We start from the raw sequence: 18,421 nt of genomic DNA, 5'->3' as shown, positions 1-18,421 counted from the left end.
TTGTTAATTGAATTTTTCCAATAAGTTTTTAATACGTTTCATAGCCTCTCTTAATTCCTCCTCAGAAGCAGCATAAGAGAATCTGATACATTCAGGACTTCCAAAAGAGAATCCGCCTACACATCCAACATGAGCATTTTCTAGGATGAACATGGCAAAGTCGTCCGAGTTTTTAATTTCTGTTCCATCAAGGGTTTTTCCAATATAGTACGAAATATCCGGGAAGAAATAGAAGGCAGCCTTTGGAAGAACCACTTTGAATCCCGGGATTTCTTTGATCAGTTCATAGACAAGATCTCTTCTTTTTTTGAAAGCGTCAATCATGTATCTGTATTCGGAAGGATCTGCTTTCAGCGCAACAATAGAAGCTCTTTGTGCTACCGTATTAGCACCGCTGGTCATCTGTCCCTGTACTTTTTCACAAGCTTTTGCCAGCCATTCCGGACATGCAGAATACCCGATTCTCCATCCGGTCATAGCAAATGCTTTTGACATCCCATTGATTACAGCTGTCTGTTCATATACTTCCGGAAACTGAGCAATTGAAGTGGTATTCGTTTCATAATTGATATATTCGTAAATCTCGTCAGAAATTATCGTTATCTGAGGATATTTGGCAATTACTTTGGCAATCGATTTTAATTCGTCATAAGTATAATATCCACCTGACGGATTACATGGCGAACTGAAAAGTACAGCTTTGGTTTTCTCTGTGATAGCTTCTTCAAGTTGTTCTGCAGTCACTTTGAAATCGGTAACATAAGATGTAGGAAGCATTACGGAATTTCCGCCCATCATTTTTACCATTTCATCATAGCTTACCCAGTAAGGTGCAGGAAGCAGAACTTCATCACCATCATTGATGATAGCAGCCAAAACATTGATAATAGCCTGCTTAGCTCCATTGGAAACACAAATCTGGGTAGGTTTGTATTCCAGATTATTATCTCTTTTTAATTTATATGCAATAGCCTCACGCAGTTCCAGAAATCCCGGAACAGGAGAATAGTGGCTGTAATTTTGATTGATGGCATCGAATGCTGCCTGTTTGATATTGTCCGGAACATCGAAATCCGGCTCACCAAGAGTTAAACTGATCACATCTATTCCGCTGGCTTTCATTTCTCTGGCTTTGTTTGACATGACAAATGTCTGGGAGTATCCTAATCTTTTTACTCTATCTGAAAGTTTATCCATTGTATTTTTTTGAATTTTAACAAATATATAATAAAAACGTGTTGTGGCGGTAATAAAAGTAAGGGTACTTTAAAGATTTTTGTCAGGTTTTAGTCAAATCTTCTGTTAGGTTATAAAAATCTTTTCTTTTGATGTGTGAGACTGATTTTAATCTTAATTTTAGTAAAAAAACTTAATTCCAGGAAGAAGATATTCAAAGTGGGAAAATGCTAAAACTGGGTACTAGTCCTATTGAAAGAGATTAAAATAAATTCTCATAAGGAATGATTTTGCAGCGTAGGGTTTTGTATCTTTAACAACCTAAGATCTGTCCTATGAAATATTCCGTTTTTTTATTACTGATTTCCTGTAGTGTTTTCTCGCAGAGATATTCAAAAGATGATGAAGTGAAAAAATATGTCTCGCAGGTGAATGAAGATTCATTAAAATCATATATCGGAAAGTTGGTAAGCTTTGAAACCCGGCATACCTTGAGTTCGATCGATGATCCAAAGAAGGGAATAGGTGCGGCAAGGAACTGGGTGATCAGGAAATTCAATGATTATGCTAAAAATTCAGATGGAAGAATGGAGGTGTATCTACAGCAGGAAGATATTCAGCCGGATGGAAAGCGAGTTGATAAAATAGTAAACCTTGGAAATGCTGTTGCCTTTCTGAAAGGAACAGATCCGAATGATAAGAGAATTTTCCTGATCGGAGGGCATCTTGATTCAAGAGTTACTGATGTGATGAACAGAACTTCCAAAGCGCCTGGTGCCAATGATGACGGCAGTGGAGTAAGTGCTGTGATAGAATCTGCAAGAATACTGAGCAAATCTTCATTTCCGGCATCTATCATTTTTGTGGCTTTTTCAGGAGAAGAACAATCTTTGTTAGGTTCAAAGCAATTAGCTGAGAAAATTAAAAGAGAAAATGGGCAACTGGAAGCTGTTTTGAATAATGATATGATCGGTAATCCCAAAGCAGGAGAAACAGGAGAGATCAATACCCGTATCCTTCGTGTATTCAGCGAAGGTCTGCCTTACAAAGATCTGGATAAAAAAGCAATGGCAATCAGAAATATGGGTTTTGAAAATGATAGTGAATCCAGACAGTTGGCTCGTTATATCAAAGAAATTACAGAACAATATGTGAAAGGATTGGAAATTAAACTGATCTATAGGAATGACAGATTTTTGCGTGGAGGAGATCATACCAGCTTTGTGAATAACGGATTCCCCTCTGTAAGACTGACGGAATATTACGAAAACTACGATCATCAGCATCAGGACATAAGAATTGAAAACAATAAGCAGTATGGTGATCTTCCAGAGTTTATAGATTTCAAATATCTGAAAAAGAATGTCGCAGCCAATGTTGCCGTATTGGCAAGCCTTGCAAAGTCTACCTCGAAACCGGAGAAAGTTGAAATGGATGTGAAAGAGCTGACAAATTCAACAACTTTACATTGGGAAAAACCAAAATTTGGAATCCCCACAGGATATTATGTGCTGGCAAGAGAAACACACAATCCGGTATGGCAGAAAAAAATATTCACCACTGAACTTTCTATGAAGATTCCACTTTCGAAAGACAATTATATTTTTGCGGTACAGAGCGTGAGCTCTTCAGGAAACCTGAGTGTTCCTGTTATACCAGGAATTGCAAAGTGATGAATTTTGCTGAAAAGCTGAGTTTGCAGCAGGATCAGGAAAAGTAGATTTGAATACAAGAGAAATAAAACTTATTTTTGCGGTTTATAATAATTCACATGTCTGCATCGTTACTATTAAAATATTTCCCGGATCTTACTGAAAAACAGAAAGAACAGTTCTCCAAATTGGAAAATCTGTACAATGAATGGAATGAAAAGATCAATGTAATTTCCAGAAAAGATATGGAATCCCTATATGAAAAGCACATTCTGCACTCGTTGGGGATTGCAAAAGTGATGGAATTTGCACCAGGAACCAAAGTTTTGGATATCGGAACCGGAGGTGGTTTTCCAGGAATTCCTTTGGCGATTCTTTTTCCTGAAGTAGAATTTACCCTGATTGATTCTATTGGGAAGAAAATCAGTGTAGTACAGGCTGTGGCAGACGGAGTTGGATTAACTAATGTTACCGCTATTCATGGAAGAGCAGAGAAGCTGAAAGAAAAATTCCATTTTGTAGTCAGCAGAGCAGTAACCCAAATGCCGGAATTTTTAAGATGGCTGAAGGGGAAATTTGAAAAAGAACAGTTTAACCCTAAACATAACGGAATTTTATATTTGAAAGGCGGTGATCTTGCTGAAGAGCTTGCCGGACTTAAATGTGAAATTTTCAATCTTAAACACTATTTTGATGAAGAATTTTTTGATACTAAAAAAGTAGTTTATGTATCAAAAGGTAATTTTAATTCCTGATTTTGATGTGAATAAGGAATAATTTTTGCTAACATTTGTTAATAATCAGAAAAGTAAAGGTTATGAAAAAACTTTTAAATATTGGATTTTCAGTATTCGTTTTAGGCGTGCTTCTGGTTTCGTGTGATGATGATAATTATCAAACCATTGAATCTATCGGTAAAATTAAAATAGACAGCGTAAAAATTGTCAATGATACCATGGATGTTTTTGGAATACAGAGCATCAAAACATATTCCACTTATCCATCTCATTGTGAGGGTTTTTATGGATATGATTATGTTTACAATACCAATCTGGAAAGAACGGTGACTTCCTATAAATATATTACCAACGGACCTTGTACACAAGGGAATTACGTTGGAGCGAATCAAATCAATTTCAGTCCTCAAAGAAAAGGTAATTATACTTTTAAATTCTGGAATGGAGGAAATAACTGGATCACAAAAACAATTGTAGTGGAATAATGAGATTGACTTTTGTACTATGTTTATTAGCAGCGCAAGCTGTAACCGGACAGAAAATTATCTGGGAAGAAGGTAAAAAATTAACATGGGATAACTTTAAAAGCCCGGTTAGCAAGAAAAAGAATCCTGATGTAGCAGCATATACCCATTGTGGCTGGGAGTTTTATTCTGAAAAATCTTCTGATCCGAAGGCTCCGGTTACGATTACCATCAAAACCCTTTTTCATGAGGATAAATCCTGGAAAGATGTCAAAAGAATGGATGATTATATTCTTCTTCATGAGCAAAAGCATTTTGATATTGCAGAATTATTTGTGAGAAAATTCAGAAAGGCTGTTGCTGAAAAAATTAAAAATTCTGGAGATTATAATAAATATTTCAAAGCCATTTATGACGGAATCGCTATTGATTATAAAAACTTCCAGATGTCCTATGACGGCGAAACCCGTCATGGAATTGATAAAGAAAAACAAACCGAATATAATCAGTTGATTTCTGAACAACTAGATAACTTAAAAAGCTATAAAACCCTTTGAAATTCCTCAATAAGATCATCCACGAACTGCTGGCACAAAACACTGACCTTTCTGCGTTTAATATCATTCTGCCCGGAAAACGTCCCATTGTGTTTATCATACAAATTCTGGAGGAAAATAACTATTCAGGGTTTCTTCCCAATTTTTTTACGATTGAGGAACTCATCAATAAAATAGCAGATCATCAGACTATTCAGGGGATTCCGTTGTGGCTTTTCTCTTTTGATGTGTACCGAAGCCTGAATCTTATTCCCAGAGATGATTTTTCCGATTTTCTGAAATGGTTTCCCACCTTACAGAAGGATTGGGATGATATTCTCAAATTCTCAGATAGCGATCAGGCAGTTCTGCAGTATATGTTTGATGAGGAAAGGATTAAAGAATGGGCTCAGGATCTTGGAGAGGATGATGATGTCCCGAGAAAGAAGTTTCTTAATTTCTGGCAGAATATGAACGTTTTTCTCCCTGTTTTAAAGGAGAGACTGCAGGAGAGAAACTGGGCTACTTCCGGAATGATTCATGAGGCGGCTAAAGCCAGGATTGCCGACTTTGCAAAAAATACCAAAGAAGAATTTGTTTTTTGCGGCTTCAATGCCTTTACTCCGGTAGAAGAAAAGCTTGTAAGAAGCCTTTTGCAATGGAATAAAGCGCAGTGTTTCTTTCAGGCTGACCGTTATTATTTCGATGACGAGAGACAGGAAGCAGGAAAATTTCTGAGAAATCATAAAACCTGGAAAGAATTTGATGATAACAGATCTTTTCAGTGGATAGAAGACGATTTTAACCAACCTAAAAAAATTAAGGTATACGAAGTGTCCGGGAATGTAACCCAGACCAAAGTATTGCCTGAAATCTTTAAAGAGATCAATAATAAAACCTACTCCAATACAGCAGTAGTACTGCTGGATGAAAATCTTCTTCCGGCCAGTCTTGATGTAATGCATGGTGTTGATAATTTGAATATTACAATGGGATTCCCGTTGAAAAACTTATCTTTCTCCAATGCAGTGAAACGTCTTTTCTATCTGCAGAAACAATTGGAAAAAAATAAACTGTCTTATTATTACAGAGATGTTTTCCCCATTTTGGAAGAACTGCCAAAATCTGTAGAAGATGAACAGATTATCAATGATTTTAAAGCCAAAATAGAAGAACGGAATATTGTTTATATTTCCAGGAAACTTTTACATGAACTGCTAAGCGGGCTGTCTTATTATGGACTTCTTCAAAAAGCAACAGGAACCAACGGTTATCTGGATATGCTTATTGAGTTCTGCCAGCAGGTAAAATGGCTTGAAATAGACGATATTCAGTATGAAAATGTCTCTCACTTTGAAAATGCATTCAGAATCATCAAAAACCAGCTGACTCCTTACAATATTGAGATCAAAATGGAAACACTGGAAATCTTGATCAACCAGCATATCAATTCTGAAAGTATCGATTTTCAGGGAGAACCTCTGAGAGGACTTCAGATCATGGGATTACTGGAAACGCGTCTCCTGAACTTTGAAAACGTTATTCTGCTTTCCGTCAACGAAGGAAAACTTCCCCTTGGAAACTCTCAGAATACCTATATTCCTTTTGATATCCGAAGGTTCTTCGATCTTCATACTTTTCTTGAAAATGACAGCATTTATGCCTATCACTTTTACAGACTGATTCAGGATGCGAAGAATGTACATTTACTATACAATGCTTTAAGTTCCGGAGTCAATACCGGAGAGAAGAGCCGTTTCATTACACAGATCGAAATGGAAAGTTCTCATGAGATCGAACATCTCATTATTGAAAATTCCTCTGAACCTATTGCCACCAAACCGATAGAAATTTCCAAGACACAAATTGTACAGGAACGTCTTCAAAAATGGAAGGAAAAAGTATCTGCTTCCCACCTGACGAGTTATCTTTACAATCCGATTGATTTCTACCTTTCCAAGATTTTAAATACTTCGGAAACGGATGAAATTGAAGAAGAACTATCGATAAAAAATTACGGAAATCTGGTTCATTATTCACTTCAAGAAGTGTATGAGGTGTTAAAGGGTAAGGTTTTAAAAGAAAGTGATTTAAAGAATTCAGTTAAAGCAGTAGATGAATATATAAATATTGCTATTGAAAAACTGAAGCACCAGCCGGAATTTTATGAAAAAGGGATGAATTATATCCATAAGGCCATTGCTAAAAAGGTCATTGAAAATGTGCTGAATCATGATCTTGAACTCATAAAGCAAGGTAATAAACTGGAGATTATTGATATCGAAAGAAGGTTTGAAAACATCGATTTTCCTCTTGATGGAAATGATAAAATTTCTTTTTTTGGATTCATTGACCGGATTGATAAACTGAACGGTACTCTGAGAATTATTGATTATAAAACCGCCAGGACTAAAAATCTTACTGTAAAGATTGATCAGGATAACGTAGATGAATATTTTCATAACAGCGACAGGAAGCAGGCCCTTCAGCTTTGTATTTATCATTACGTGGTACAGCACCTTCCTGAGTTTTGGGGTTTCCCGATTGAAACCGGAATCTGGAGTTTTGCAGATGCTAAAAAGGGAATGGTTGCCCTGCAGTTTGATAAAGGAAATATTGATGATGCCATGAAATCTGTGAAAAGCCTTATCCTGGAAATCCTAAATCCGGATATCAATTTCGTGGAAACGATAAAAACATATTAAAAATTTTAGTCTTAGTATATTTTTTCTCTCTGTTTATTCTTAATAAATAAGCTGGCTTAGAATCGTTTACTTCACGAAATGTTGTGATAAAGCAGGTAACTTTTTGTGTATCTTTACTACTTATTAAAAACTTATAAAGTTTAAATCAGATACATTAAGCAGTACCAATGAAAAAGATCCTGATATTTTTAGCCATTGCTTTTTCTCTCATTATCAAATCTCAGCAAAAGAATGATTCCCTGAATATTGCGCTTCAGAATGTAACCAAAGATACTAAGTTTGGCCTTGCGCTCAGTGGCGGCGGTGCAAAAGGATTTGCCCATATCGGGATTTTAAAAATGATCGATTCATTGGGAATCAAAGTCGATTATATCACAGGAACCAGTATGGGAGGGATTCTGGGAGGCTTATATGCAATGGGATATAATGCAGACCAGTTGAAGCATACCATTTATAAAATGGACTGGAACAGAATTCTGAGTAATAAAATTCCTTACAATAAAGTCAATATCAGTGAAAAAGACGAATATGATAAGTATATCCTTGAATTTCCGGTAGTCAAAGGATTTCCCACACTTCCAAGTTCTTATATTGAAGGGCAGTACATGGGAGAAGTTCTTAATACGCTTACTTTCAACGCAAAGCATATCAACGATTTCAGTAAACTGAGGATTCCTGTGCAGCTTACATCTTCCGATATTGAAAACGGAGGTCTGGTGATGCAGAAAGAAGGATCATTACCACTGGCTATTCGATCTACGCTGGCTATTCCTGCCGCTTTTGCTCCTGTTTATATTGATGGAAAACTTTTGGTTGATGGCGGTCTGGATCGTAATTATCCGGCCAATGAAGTTCGTGAGATGGGTGCCGGTTTTGTGATCGGAGGCTACACCGGATTCAGACTTTTTACGAAAAAAGAGATTGAAAATCCGATGAAGATGATCTATCAGACTCATGCCATCCGCTCTGTAGAAGATTTTAAACATCAGAAAGAATTATCAGATATTCTGGTCGACTTTGTAGATCCACTGGGAGAAATTACAACGAAAGATTTTGCCAAATTCAGAAGGATCATAAAAATAGGAGAGACTGAAGCGAGAAAACATCTTCCTGAGTTTGTAGCTCTGGCAGAAGCTCAGCGAAAAGCCGGAATTACGTATGAACATACGATGATTGAAGAAGTGAAACTGCCTACCACTAAATTTACTTTTAACGAAGAAGACGGAACACCCATTACAGATGCGGCTGAAATTGAAGTACTGAAAAAGCAGATGGGACTTACGGAAGGGAAGTATTACGATGCAAAAACGGTTAATGAAGCCATAGACCGTGTATTTGGAATGCGCCAGTACGTTAAAGTGTACTATACCTACACGAATGTAAATGATGGTCTTGTGATGAACGTATTTGTGAAAAGAGCGAAAAAAGGGGCATTTAAACTCGCGCTGCACTATGATACGGAACAGTCCGTAGGAATTATTGTCAATTATACATACAGAAATATTCTTCTCAACCGATCAAGATTTCTGGCAACAGTGGATATTTCGGAACGTTTCAAAGCTAAACTTGCTTACCAGCAGTTCCTGGATAGTGGAGAACGTTTATGGTTGGATCTGGAAGCCAAGATGGTTCACCTGAAAAGTAATGATCTGAACTTCAGACTGTATGATATCAGTGAAGATGGCGGTGACCGTTTTCCTAACCATATGTACCGTAATATAACCGGAAAAATTGCACTGAATTATAACATCAATCCTAATGCTTATCTATCTCTGGGAACGGAATTCAGTACGGAAAGAATGTACAGTTTACTGGATAAGGTGGATCAGTCGAAAGTAGATAATTACAGTAAAAAGCTCTATAATCACAGCAATTTCAATACTTTCCTGAAATTTGAACAGAATAATCTCAATAAAAGATATTTCACTACAAAAGGGAATCATCTGCAGGTGAGTACGAGATTTTATTACGGAGATCGGTATGAGCTTTATGATCTGAACACTGTGCAGCCTCTCCTGTATCTGATCCTTAACCCGAAAGAATCTTACTATTCTGAGCCTAAAAACCTTGTTTCATTTACATTGAATGAGAACTTTTTCTATCCCATCACAAGAAGACTGACAGTAAAAGCGAATGTGTTTCTAGGAACGAGTTTCGGTTCCAAGAAAGAAGATAAAGTTCCGTATTTGTTTTTGAATCAAAAGTATAACCTGGGTGGGAGTGAATATAATTATGATCTGCTAAGCCCTGAATTCAACGGGCTTCGTCAAAAAGAACTTCCGATGACTTCTGTGGCTAAGGCTGCTGTGTCATTCCAGTACAGAATTATGAAAAAACTCTATCTTACTCCTTCATTCAGCTATGGAAAGGTGAGTGAAGAGTTTTCTCCTTTTAATGACAGTTTTGATATGTTTGGGTACGGATTGAACCTGGGCTACGAATCCCTTATCGGTCCTATCAGCATGAATATTTCCAGAAACAGTCAGCTTGATTTTTCAAGGATCTATTTTAGTGTCGGGTTTAAGTTTTAAGGATATACTCCTTTATAATGCTTTTAAATGATCGAAGCAAAAAGCACTTCATTGCTGAAGTGCCAAAATTAACTTGAAATGAGATATGAAGAGTGATTGTTTTTACAGTTTTACTTTCTTATTAATGGTTTTTCCATTAGAAAGGGTGATTTGTACGAGATATACACCCGGTTCAAGATTTCGGGATTCAAACAACGGTTTGTTTACTTCCTGCTGAATAATCAGAGCGCCGGAAATGTTATAAACGCTGATGTTTTTAATATCATTGCCGGATTTAGCTACAATTTGTTGTCTCTGCGTATAGATATCAGTGTTATTTTCTGATGATATTGTTCCTCCCACCGCTTTACTGAACTGAAGATTGTAGTAAGGAGTAACAACTTCAAACGTATAGTTTTTGCTTTCCAGATCATGAATATTGATTCCTCCGGTTTCCCGATACTGTTTTTGGGAAATACTTTTGATCATGGTTTTATTTTCATCAAAAATATGTACAGCAGTAAGTTCCTCCTGATCTACTTTTAATTGCAAAATGGATGCATTCACAGATTGTACAATTTCGTTTTCGGTAACTTCCTGAGGTGTGTTTTTGATGTATGGAATTATTTTATTTTCATTGTTTTCTGATACTTTCAATAAATAAACTCCATCTTTTAAAGTTGATAAATTTTGATTGCTGGCTGTCCTGCTCTGGGCTTTTTCTTTATTGAAATCTGTAATTTCTACCAGTTGCATATTGCCCAGATCCGGTTTGATCTGTGAAGACAGAAGGGAAGGTTTTTCAGATGTTTTTTCTGCTGATTGTTTACCGAAAATTGATCCTGCAATCGCCCATTCATTAAGAAGGCCGCCGCTTCTCAGGGTATTGAATTTCGCATTGGAAGCTAGTGTAAAAGGAAGAATTCCTCCCACATGTCCCAGTGGTCCCCAGTAAAAAGAATCCAGTTTATACTTATTAAGATCCCACCATGGATAATAGCCACGCTGAACATCAATAGTTTTAGAAGTATTTTCAGGCGGAATCGCTAGATCGACAGTTGAATGCCCCAATGTCATAGGCGTTTTATTATACCAGTCGTATACATCCTTAGGTTTCATGCATAGCCTTAGCTTGTTATTGGGATTGTTGGTAACATCATTGACGAAACTGGTGGTGAAGAGCTTTCTCCATATAACAGGCCCCCACAAAAGTCCGCCGTTATCCTGAACAACATGATAGTTGTATTTATCGAGGTATTCTGCAGAAATAACTTCTGAAATGTCATTATTATAGGTTTTATAACCTGTATTGTTACAGGTATGAAGTACATTCGCCAGGAATGAGGTGAACGGATAAATATCTTTTTCAAGGACTCCCTTATTTAAAGTTACTCCTGAGAAATCATACGGTCCGTCACCCATGTAGGCATATTTGAATTTTATATTATTGGGATTTGAAATGCTTAATCTTTTTAATGTAGACATCGCAGCATGGGCGCCCTGAGAATATCCGGCTAAGAAATATTCGTCATAACGTTTAATATTGAGTTGTGCCAGTACTTTATTCGCTGCGGTTATAAAATCTATGGTAGCACCCGCTTCTGTGGCGTAATCTACATAAGGGTGAGTACCATCTCCAGTTCCCATCCCTACGTAGTCGGGCGCCATCAAAATATATCCGTTGAGTACATAGGATAATTCAACAACAAATCCTGCTGTTAAAGCCCCTTTGAAATTAGACGGAACATTATTTCTACTGTCTGTTGTTCCGTGATCGGATACTACTGTTGAGAGTTTGAAAGGTACGTTAGGGTACATCAATAGTCCTGTAGCTTTTACAAGAACATTGTTTTCATTTTTGGTGTAATAGGTAATTTTGTAACCTTTCAGTCCAAGATTGAAACTGTTCAGATAGTTGGCAAATTCCGGAGCATTCTGATCACCAAGATTATTGGCGATAAAATTGATAACTCCTTGTGGTGTTAAATCCAGTTTCTGCTCGGCACTTACAACATCACCAGCCTGCTGTGCAAAGTAAAATGATGCGGTAAGACTTAATAAAAAAGTTGTAATTTTTCTCATATTGTTTGTTTTTGTGTGGTATTAAAGTAATAATTTTAATAAAATCACAAAAACTTTATGATATCAACAATTATTCATTGAATATAAGATCCCTGCAAAGTGAGTAAACAAAAGAGTCTGACCATTGGCCAGACTCTCTATTTATATTTTTATCTTTTTTAGAAAGCGTTGATTCCTGTAATATCCAATCCGGTGATCAGTAAATGAACATCATGCGTTCCTTCGTAAGTAATTACAGACTCAAGATTTGCAGCATGTCTCATCATTGGGAATTCACCCATGATTCCCATACCTCCAAGGATCTGTCTGGATTCTCTGGCTATTTCAATAGCCATATGTACATTGTTACGTTTAGCCATAGAGATCTGAGCAGGAGTTGCTTTGTGAGCATTTTTAAGATTTCCTAACTGAAGACATAATAACTGAGCTTTTGTAATCTCTGTTAAGAATTCAGCTAATTTTTTCTGCTGAAGCTGATAAGAACCGATTGGTTTTCCAAACTGTTTTCTTTCTTTGGAATATTGAACTGCAGTACAGTAACAGTCAATCGCAGCACCTATTACTCCCCAGGAAATTCCATATCTTGCAGAGTTCAGACAAGATAGAGGTCCTTTCAGTCCTGTTACTCCAGGAAGCAGGTTTTCTTTCGGAACCTTTACATCATTAAATACCAGTTCTCCGGTTTTGGAAGCTCTTAAGCTCCATTTATTGTGAGTTTCAGGAGTGGTAAAACCTTCCATACCTCTTTCCACAATTAATCCCTGTACTTTTCCTTCCTCATTTTTTGCCCATACTACAGCGATGTCGCATAAAGGAGAGTTCGTGATCCACATTTTAGCACCATTTAAAAGATAATGATCACCCATATCTTTAAAATAAGTTTCCATTGAACCTGGATCAGAACCGTGGTTTGGCTCTGTCAATCCAAAAGAACCAATCATTTCTCCGGCAGCAAGTTTAGGAAGATATTTCTTTTTCTGTTCCTCAGAACCGAATTCGTTGATAGGGAACATCACCAATGAACTCTGTACCGAAGCAGCAGAACGTACTGCAGAATCTCCTCTTTCCAACTCCTGCATAATCAGACCATAAGAAATCTGGTCTAATCCTGAACCGCCATACTCAACAGGGATATAAGGTCCCAGCGCTCCGATTTTACCCAATTCTCTCATAAGATTAGGAATATCTGCATGATTTTGAGCGGCCTGATCTATCTGCGGCATTACAAAACTTTCAACCCAGTCTCTTACGGATTGGCGGATGAGTTTATGTTCTTCAGTAAGTAAAGCATCAATTCCATAATAATCAGGGATGCTTGTAAGAGGATAATATGACATGATTTTTTGATTTGGTTAAAAGTAACATTTTTCGTGATGTCTAGAAAATTTTTTTAAAAACTTGTTTTACTATTGATTCTCAGAGGGCTACTGTTACTTTGTTTATGATTTTAGTTAAATTTATATTTTTATGATTCCTCATCATTAGAGATAGGATACTGATTGGTAGAGTTATGAACTTTAGTTTTAAATTTATACAGATAAGGAGCTTTATTGGCCGAGCCGTCATAGAGTTTTTCCATTCTGTCCAGAATATTTAAACTTAAAATTTTCCGCTGAAAATTATTTCTTCTGAATTTCTGTCCTAAAATAGTTTCATAAAGAGCCTGAAGGTCTTTCATTGTAAATTTTTCAGGAAGCAGGTTACTTGCTGCAACCTCTGTATTGATATTCATTCTCAGGTATTCAAGACCTGTCTCAATAATTCTGTCATGGTCGAATGCCATTTTAGGCAGGTTGTTGACTTCAAACCATTCACAGCTTTCATTGAAAGCGTCAGGGAAAGTATCAGCCAGAGAAAAATCAATAAGGCTGCAGTAACCTACTGTGATAAAACGCTGGAAGATCCAGTGATCTTCAGGAACGGTTATTCCTTTATTTTTAAGGAGAATCTGATGTACATTGTTCTCTGTACGGTCTATTCTTCCGAAGGTGTGAAACTGTTTCAGAAATAACCCTTTAAGATGTGTTCTTTCAAACAAAACCCTTTCAGCAGCTTCTCTCAGGTCTTCATCATTAAAAACAAAACCACCCGGAAGTGACCATAGATCCAGATCATGATATTTTAAAAGCAAAACTTTCAGAATGTTATTATGAAAGCCGAATATGGTGCAGTCAACGGAAATATGCGCTACGAAATCTTTCGTGTCAATGAGTTCCTGTAGCGTTTCTTTACTTTTTGTGTCTTTAATTTTCATGGCAGTAAAAATAAAACTATTTTCTATTTGTGACAGTAAAATATATAAAACTAATCACAAAAAGCAGAATTACAGAAGATAAGATGTATAATGGATAATAATTCAACAATTGTTTTTCAAACAAAACAGCCATAATAATAGAGCTTACAGAGCTGCCCAGAGAGGAGAAAATAACAATAAGAGAGGTGAAAAGATTAATCTTATTTTTATCCACCTGCGCAATCATTCTTGAATTGATCACAGGGTAGAGGGGTGAAAGAAACAAGCCAATAACCGGAAATAAAAAAAGTAAGAATCTCGAATCTTCGGAATCAAAATACTGTATTCCCAGTATAATGATCAGTAAGGTGATAATAAGAGCCATACATGTAATATAATATCTGGGCAGTGAAAACCTTTTGATGATATTGGCAGTAACCGTTCGTCCGGCATAAGAAAAGACGGATAGAAAAGAAGTGGCCTGAAGCGCAAAAAAAGAATTGACCTTCAAATGGTTTTTATAAAAAGAAGGAAGCCATGAATTGAATCCTTGCTCTACAAAGACGATAAAAAAGACCACTCCTAAAAACAAAGCTACTGCAGGGGTAGTAAACCCTGATAATTCTGAGAGAATACTTTTACTTTCCATAGGTTTTGACTCTACTATTTCTATCTTCGAAAGCAGAAAAATAGTCAACACAGATAATAAAGCAATCAGCAAGAAACCAAACTTCCAGAATTCAGAATACTGGCTGGAAATCACCCATCCAAAACCCGTATTCACAACGAAAATCCCGATCATAAAAGAAGCTTCTACGCTATTCATGGTCTTTGCAAGGGATTTTTCATCTGAAATATTATTCCTTATAATCCCAAAAACACAGATTTTACCAATAGCGAAGCAGGCTCCTATAATCGCAAACCACAATTTATAAAACCAGAAAACCTTTACAAAAGGAAGCAGGCAGGAACAGAATCCAACAATGGCCAAGGCAAGGATCAATGCCTTTTTAGGTCCTGTCTTGTTGATAAAGCTCACTGCAAAAAGCGAAATAAAAGCAATAGGTAGATCTTTAAAAGATTCTAAAAGTCCCAGTTCTCCATAGGTGATTTTCTCTTCTGACAACTGCAGAATCACCAGTCCCATACAGTTTAGAACCATTGAAAAAATGAGAAAGGTAAGTTTTAACGGAAGAGAAATTTTTGAAGGCTTGACGATCATTTTGGGAGATAACTTTATTAATTTTTTATGAAATTTTATGAAATATTGATGCTAAGATAGGGCTTCTAACCCTGAAAAATAAAAGAAAAATTAAAATATTTATGAATAGAATGTTAATTAATTAAAAAAAAATATATTTTTATTGTCTCAATTTGAGAATTAAACAATAACTGTATATGAATGTAAGAATATCAAGAAGCGTAGGAGTGGTTGCCGTCCTCTATTTTACGGCCAACTTCAGTGCCCAGACCACCAAGGTGAAGGACACACTTGCGAAAGAAAACAAAATAGACGAAGTGGTAGTCATCGGTTACGGTACCCAGAAAAAGAGTAACGTAACAGGAGCTATTTCCAGTGTAAGGGCGAAGGATATTGAGGATATTCCTTCAGGAAAGCCTGAACAGGTCCTTCAGGGAAGGGCGGCAGGTGTTTCTGTGGTGACCAATTCCGGACAACCTGGGTCTGCAGCTACAGTAAGGGTTCGTGGTGTAACAAGTTTTGGTGCAGGAAGTAATGATCCTTTGTGGGTTGTGGATGGAATTGTTGTGGATAATATCGCATGGCTCAACCAGTCTGATATAGAAAATATGGAAATTCTGAAAGATGGTGCCTCCGCAGCGATCTATGGGGTTTCTGCAGCTAAAGGTGTTATTCTTGTAACGACAAAGAAAGGGAGAAAGGGAAAGATGAATTTAACCTATAATGGTTTTTATGGGGTGGGATCGGCGTCAAAAAAATTGGATCTTTTGAATGCCAGCCAGTATGGAACTATTATTAATGAAGCTCTGACTAATGCTGGAAAGGCCCCGCGTTTTACTAATCCTCAATCTTTTGGAGCCGGTACAGACTGGCAGGATGTAGTTTTCAACACTGCTGAAAGAAAGTCTCATGAATTCAGTCTGAGTGGAGGAAATGACAGATCTACTTTTTATTCTTCTTTTGGATATTATGAACAGGACGGAATTGTCCTGAAGGATATTTCAAATTACAAAAGGATGAATGTAAGGCTGAATTCTACCCATAAAGTTTTTGATTTCCTTACCATTGGACAAACATTCTCCTATACCCACCAAAAGACGAAAGGAGTTAATGCCAATGACGAATTCGGAGGTCCTTTAAGTTCAGCGATCAATTTAGATCCTATAACACAGGTAGTGGTTACAGATCCTGCCTTATTGAATACAAGCCCATATAATAATGCAGGTATTTCTCCTTATCTGATTAGAGACGCTTTCGGAAATCCGTATGGTGTATCAACTATTGTAGAGAATGAAATGACAAATCCATTGGCATTCAGACAAACTCAGCTTGGAAGATACAACTGGTCTGATGATTTTGTGGCGAATATATTTGCAGAGTTAAAGTTTTTACAACATTTTACTTTCAAAACTACTCTTAACGGAAAGTTATCTTATTGGGGAAAAGAACAGTTTACACCCAAATTTTATCTTAATACCAATTCAAGAAACACAGTATTTAATAGCTTCTTAAGGGAAAGCAATAGAAAGTTGGAATGGAATACGGAAAATACATTGACGTATCAGAATAAGTGGGGAAATCATAATTTGAGTGTATTAATTGGACAGGGAGCTTACTTTTATAATATAGGTTCCGGAAATAATACCACCTATATCAACCTGCCGGTTAATAACTGGGAGGACGCGTCCTTTAATTTTGATGTTCCTCAGGAAAATCGTTCAACGTCAGCTTATGACGGGGTTGAAACCCATAAGGCCTCTTATTTTGCCAGAGTGATTTACGATTATGAAGATAAATACCTGTTTACCGGTACTATCCGTAGAGATGGTTCTTCTAAATTTGCAAAAAACAGACATTGGGGGAACTTTCCTGCTTTCTCTTTGGGATGGAATATCTCCAACGAAAATTTCTGGCCAGAAAATAAGATCGTTAATACCTTGAAGTTCAGGGGAGGATATGGTGTTTTAGGTAATGATGCTATTGAAAACTTCAGGTTTGCCAACTTCCTTAAATCAGGAAGCAATTATACCTATGGTGATAATAATATCATTATCGGATACGCTCCAACTACTCTTGAAAACCCGGATCTTCGCTGGGAAGAGACTTCTCAGTTGAATATTGCTGCCGATTTGAAATTCTTAAATGATTTTACTTTGACAGTGGATTGGTTTAAGAAGAAAACAACGGATATTCTTCGCCAGGTAGATATTCCTGGATATGTAGGTGCTCCGGACAGACCTTGGAGAAATGTGGGGGATATGAACAATACTGGAGTTGAAGTTAATCTGGGATATAAAAAGACCTGGTCTGATTTCGGAATTTCAGTAAATGGTAACTTCTCCTATTTAAAGAATGAAGTAACAAGACTAGAAGATGATAAAATCTACGAAAACTTTGCATCTTTCCAGTCTATGGGACCAGTAACAAGATTCCAGGTGGGCTCACCTTATGGAGCTTTTTATGGATATCAGAATCTGGGTATCTTCCAGACACAGGCAGAAATTGATGCCTATAGAAATGCCAGTGGTGGCCTGATACAGCCTAATGCCAAGCCTGGTGATTTCAAAAGACTTGATGTAAATGGCGATGGTAAAATCAATCAGGATGATTATGCATATCTGGGAAGTTCTGTCCCTAAGTTTACCTATGGTTTAACATTAAATCTTGATTATAAGAACGTAGATCTGATGGTGTTTTTACAAGGTCAGGGCGGAAATAAGATTTTCCAGGGTCTAAGAAGACTTGATCTGTTCTACAGTAATTACCAAACTACAATTCTTGATCGATGGACAGGGCCAGGCACTTCAAATACGGTGGCAAGATTGGATGCCGATGATAAAAATGAAAATTACACCAAAATGTCCGACTATTATCTTCAAAAAGGAGATTTTATGAGAATTAAACTGGTTCAGTTGGGATATACGCTGCCGGTAGAAATTTCCAAACGCTTTGGTGCTAGTAAGGTAAGGTTCTATGTAACAGGAGAGAATCTTTTCACTTTTACAAAATATACAGGATATGATCCTGAAATTGCAGTTAATGATTCCTATGGTATAGATAGGGCATATTATCCACAGGCCAGAACATTCATATTTGGTGCTAACATTCAATTTTAAAAAAACAAA

The 18,421-nt window shown here is 36.8% G+C and carries 12 protein-coding genes; 7 read left to right on the top strand and 5 right to left on the bottom strand.

What is annotated here, in order from left to right:
* Positions 1–3: 3 nt before the first annotated feature.
* Positions 4–1,197, bottom strand: coding sequence for a pyridoxal phosphate-dependent aminotransferase (locus A1704_RS02960; RefSeq protein ID WP_062670317.1), 1,194 nt, complete (start codon positions 1,195–1,197; stop codon positions 4–6).
* Between the two features lie 314 nt (positions 1,198–1,511).
* Between A1704_RS02960 and A1704_RS02955 the strand changes: the two genes are divergently transcribed.
* The 6 genes from A1704_RS02955 (at position 1,512) to A1704_RS02930 (ending at position 9,801) form a co-directional block, all read left to right on the top strand.
* Complete coding sequence (locus tag A1704_RS02955) at positions 1,512–2,849, top strand: M20/M25/M40 family metallo-hydrolase (RefSeq protein WP_062670315.1); 1,338 nt, start codon at positions 1,512–1,514, stop codon at positions 2,847–2,849.
* Positions 2,850–2,947: 98 nt separating this feature from the next.
* Positions 2,948–3,583, top strand: a complete 636-nt coding sequence (rsmG, locus tag A1704_RS02950; RefSeq protein WP_062670312.1) for a 16S rRNA (guanine(527)-N(7))-methyltransferase RsmG — start codon at positions 2,948–2,950, stop codon at positions 3,581–3,583.
* A gap of 62 nt (positions 3,584–3,645) precedes the next feature.
* On the top strand, positions 3,646–4,050 hold the full coding sequence (locus A1704_RS02945) for a hypothetical protein (RefSeq protein WP_062670311.1): 405 nt from the start codon (positions 3,646–3,648) through the stop codon (positions 4,048–4,050).
* Entirely contained in the window at positions 4,050–4,586 is a 537-nt protein-coding gene (locus A1704_RS02940; protein WP_062670309.1) for a DUF922 domain-containing protein, read from the top strand. Before A1704_RS02945 ends, A1704_RS02940 begins: the two co-directional genes overlap by 1 nt.
* Positions 4,583–7,270, top strand: coding sequence for a PD-(D/E)XK nuclease family protein (locus tag A1704_RS02935; protein WP_062670307.1), 2,688 nt, complete (start codon positions 4,583–4,585; stop codon positions 7,268–7,270). Before A1704_RS02940 ends, A1704_RS02935 begins: the two co-directional genes overlap by 4 nt.
* A gap of 167 nt (positions 7,271–7,437) precedes the next feature.
* On the top strand, positions 7,438–9,801 hold the full coding sequence (locus A1704_RS02930) for a patatin-like phospholipase family protein (protein WP_062670305.1): 2,364 nt from the start codon (positions 7,438–7,440) through the stop codon (positions 9,799–9,801).
* 102 nt (positions 9,802–9,903) lie between these two features.
* Here A1704_RS02930 and A1704_RS02925 read toward each other — a convergent pair whose 3' ends face one another.
* From A1704_RS02925 to A1704_RS02910, 4 genes are all read right to left on the bottom strand, one after another.
* Positions 9,904–11,862 (bottom strand): T9SS type A sorting domain-containing protein, encoded by a 1,959-nt coding sequence (locus tag A1704_RS02925; protein WP_062670303.1) that lies wholly within the window; start codon positions 11,860–11,862, stop codon positions 9,904–9,906.
* Between the two features lie 158 nt (positions 11,863–12,020).
* Positions 12,021–13,199 (bottom strand): acyl-CoA dehydrogenase family protein, encoded by a 1,179-nt coding sequence (locus A1704_RS02920; protein WP_062670301.1) that lies wholly within the window; start codon positions 13,197–13,199, stop codon positions 12,021–12,023.
* 128 nt (positions 13,200–13,327) lie between these two features.
* On the bottom strand, positions 13,328–14,116 hold the full coding sequence (locus A1704_RS02915; RefSeq protein ID WP_062670299.1) for an NUDIX hydrolase: 789 nt from the start codon (positions 14,114–14,116) through the stop codon (positions 13,328–13,330).
* Between the two features lie 16 nt (positions 14,117–14,132).
* Positions 14,133–15,317 carry an MFS transporter gene (locus tag A1704_RS02910; RefSeq protein ID WP_082798687.1) on the bottom strand — a complete coding sequence of 395 codons (1,185 nt, stop codon included), beginning with the start codon at positions 15,315–15,317 and terminating at the stop codon, positions 14,133–14,135.
* A gap of 176 nt (positions 15,318–15,493) precedes the next feature.
* Here A1704_RS02910 and A1704_RS02905 point away from each other — a divergent pair, with 176 nt between their 5' ends.
* Positions 15,494–18,412 carry a SusC/RagA family TonB-linked outer membrane protein gene (locus A1704_RS02905; RefSeq protein ID WP_062670295.1) on the top strand — a complete coding sequence of 973 codons (2,919 nt, stop codon included), beginning with the start codon at positions 15,494–15,496 and terminating at the stop codon, positions 18,410–18,412.
* Positions 18,413–18,421 lie beyond the last annotated feature (9 nt).

It is taken from the genome of Chryseobacterium cucumeris, assembly GCF_001593385.1.
GTDB lineage: Bacteria > Bacteroidota > Bacteroidia > Flavobacteriales > Weeksellaceae > Chryseobacterium > Chryseobacterium cucumeris.
Note: the sequence above shows the minus strand (reverse complement) of the source record. Positions and strands in the feature narration are given on the sequence as shown.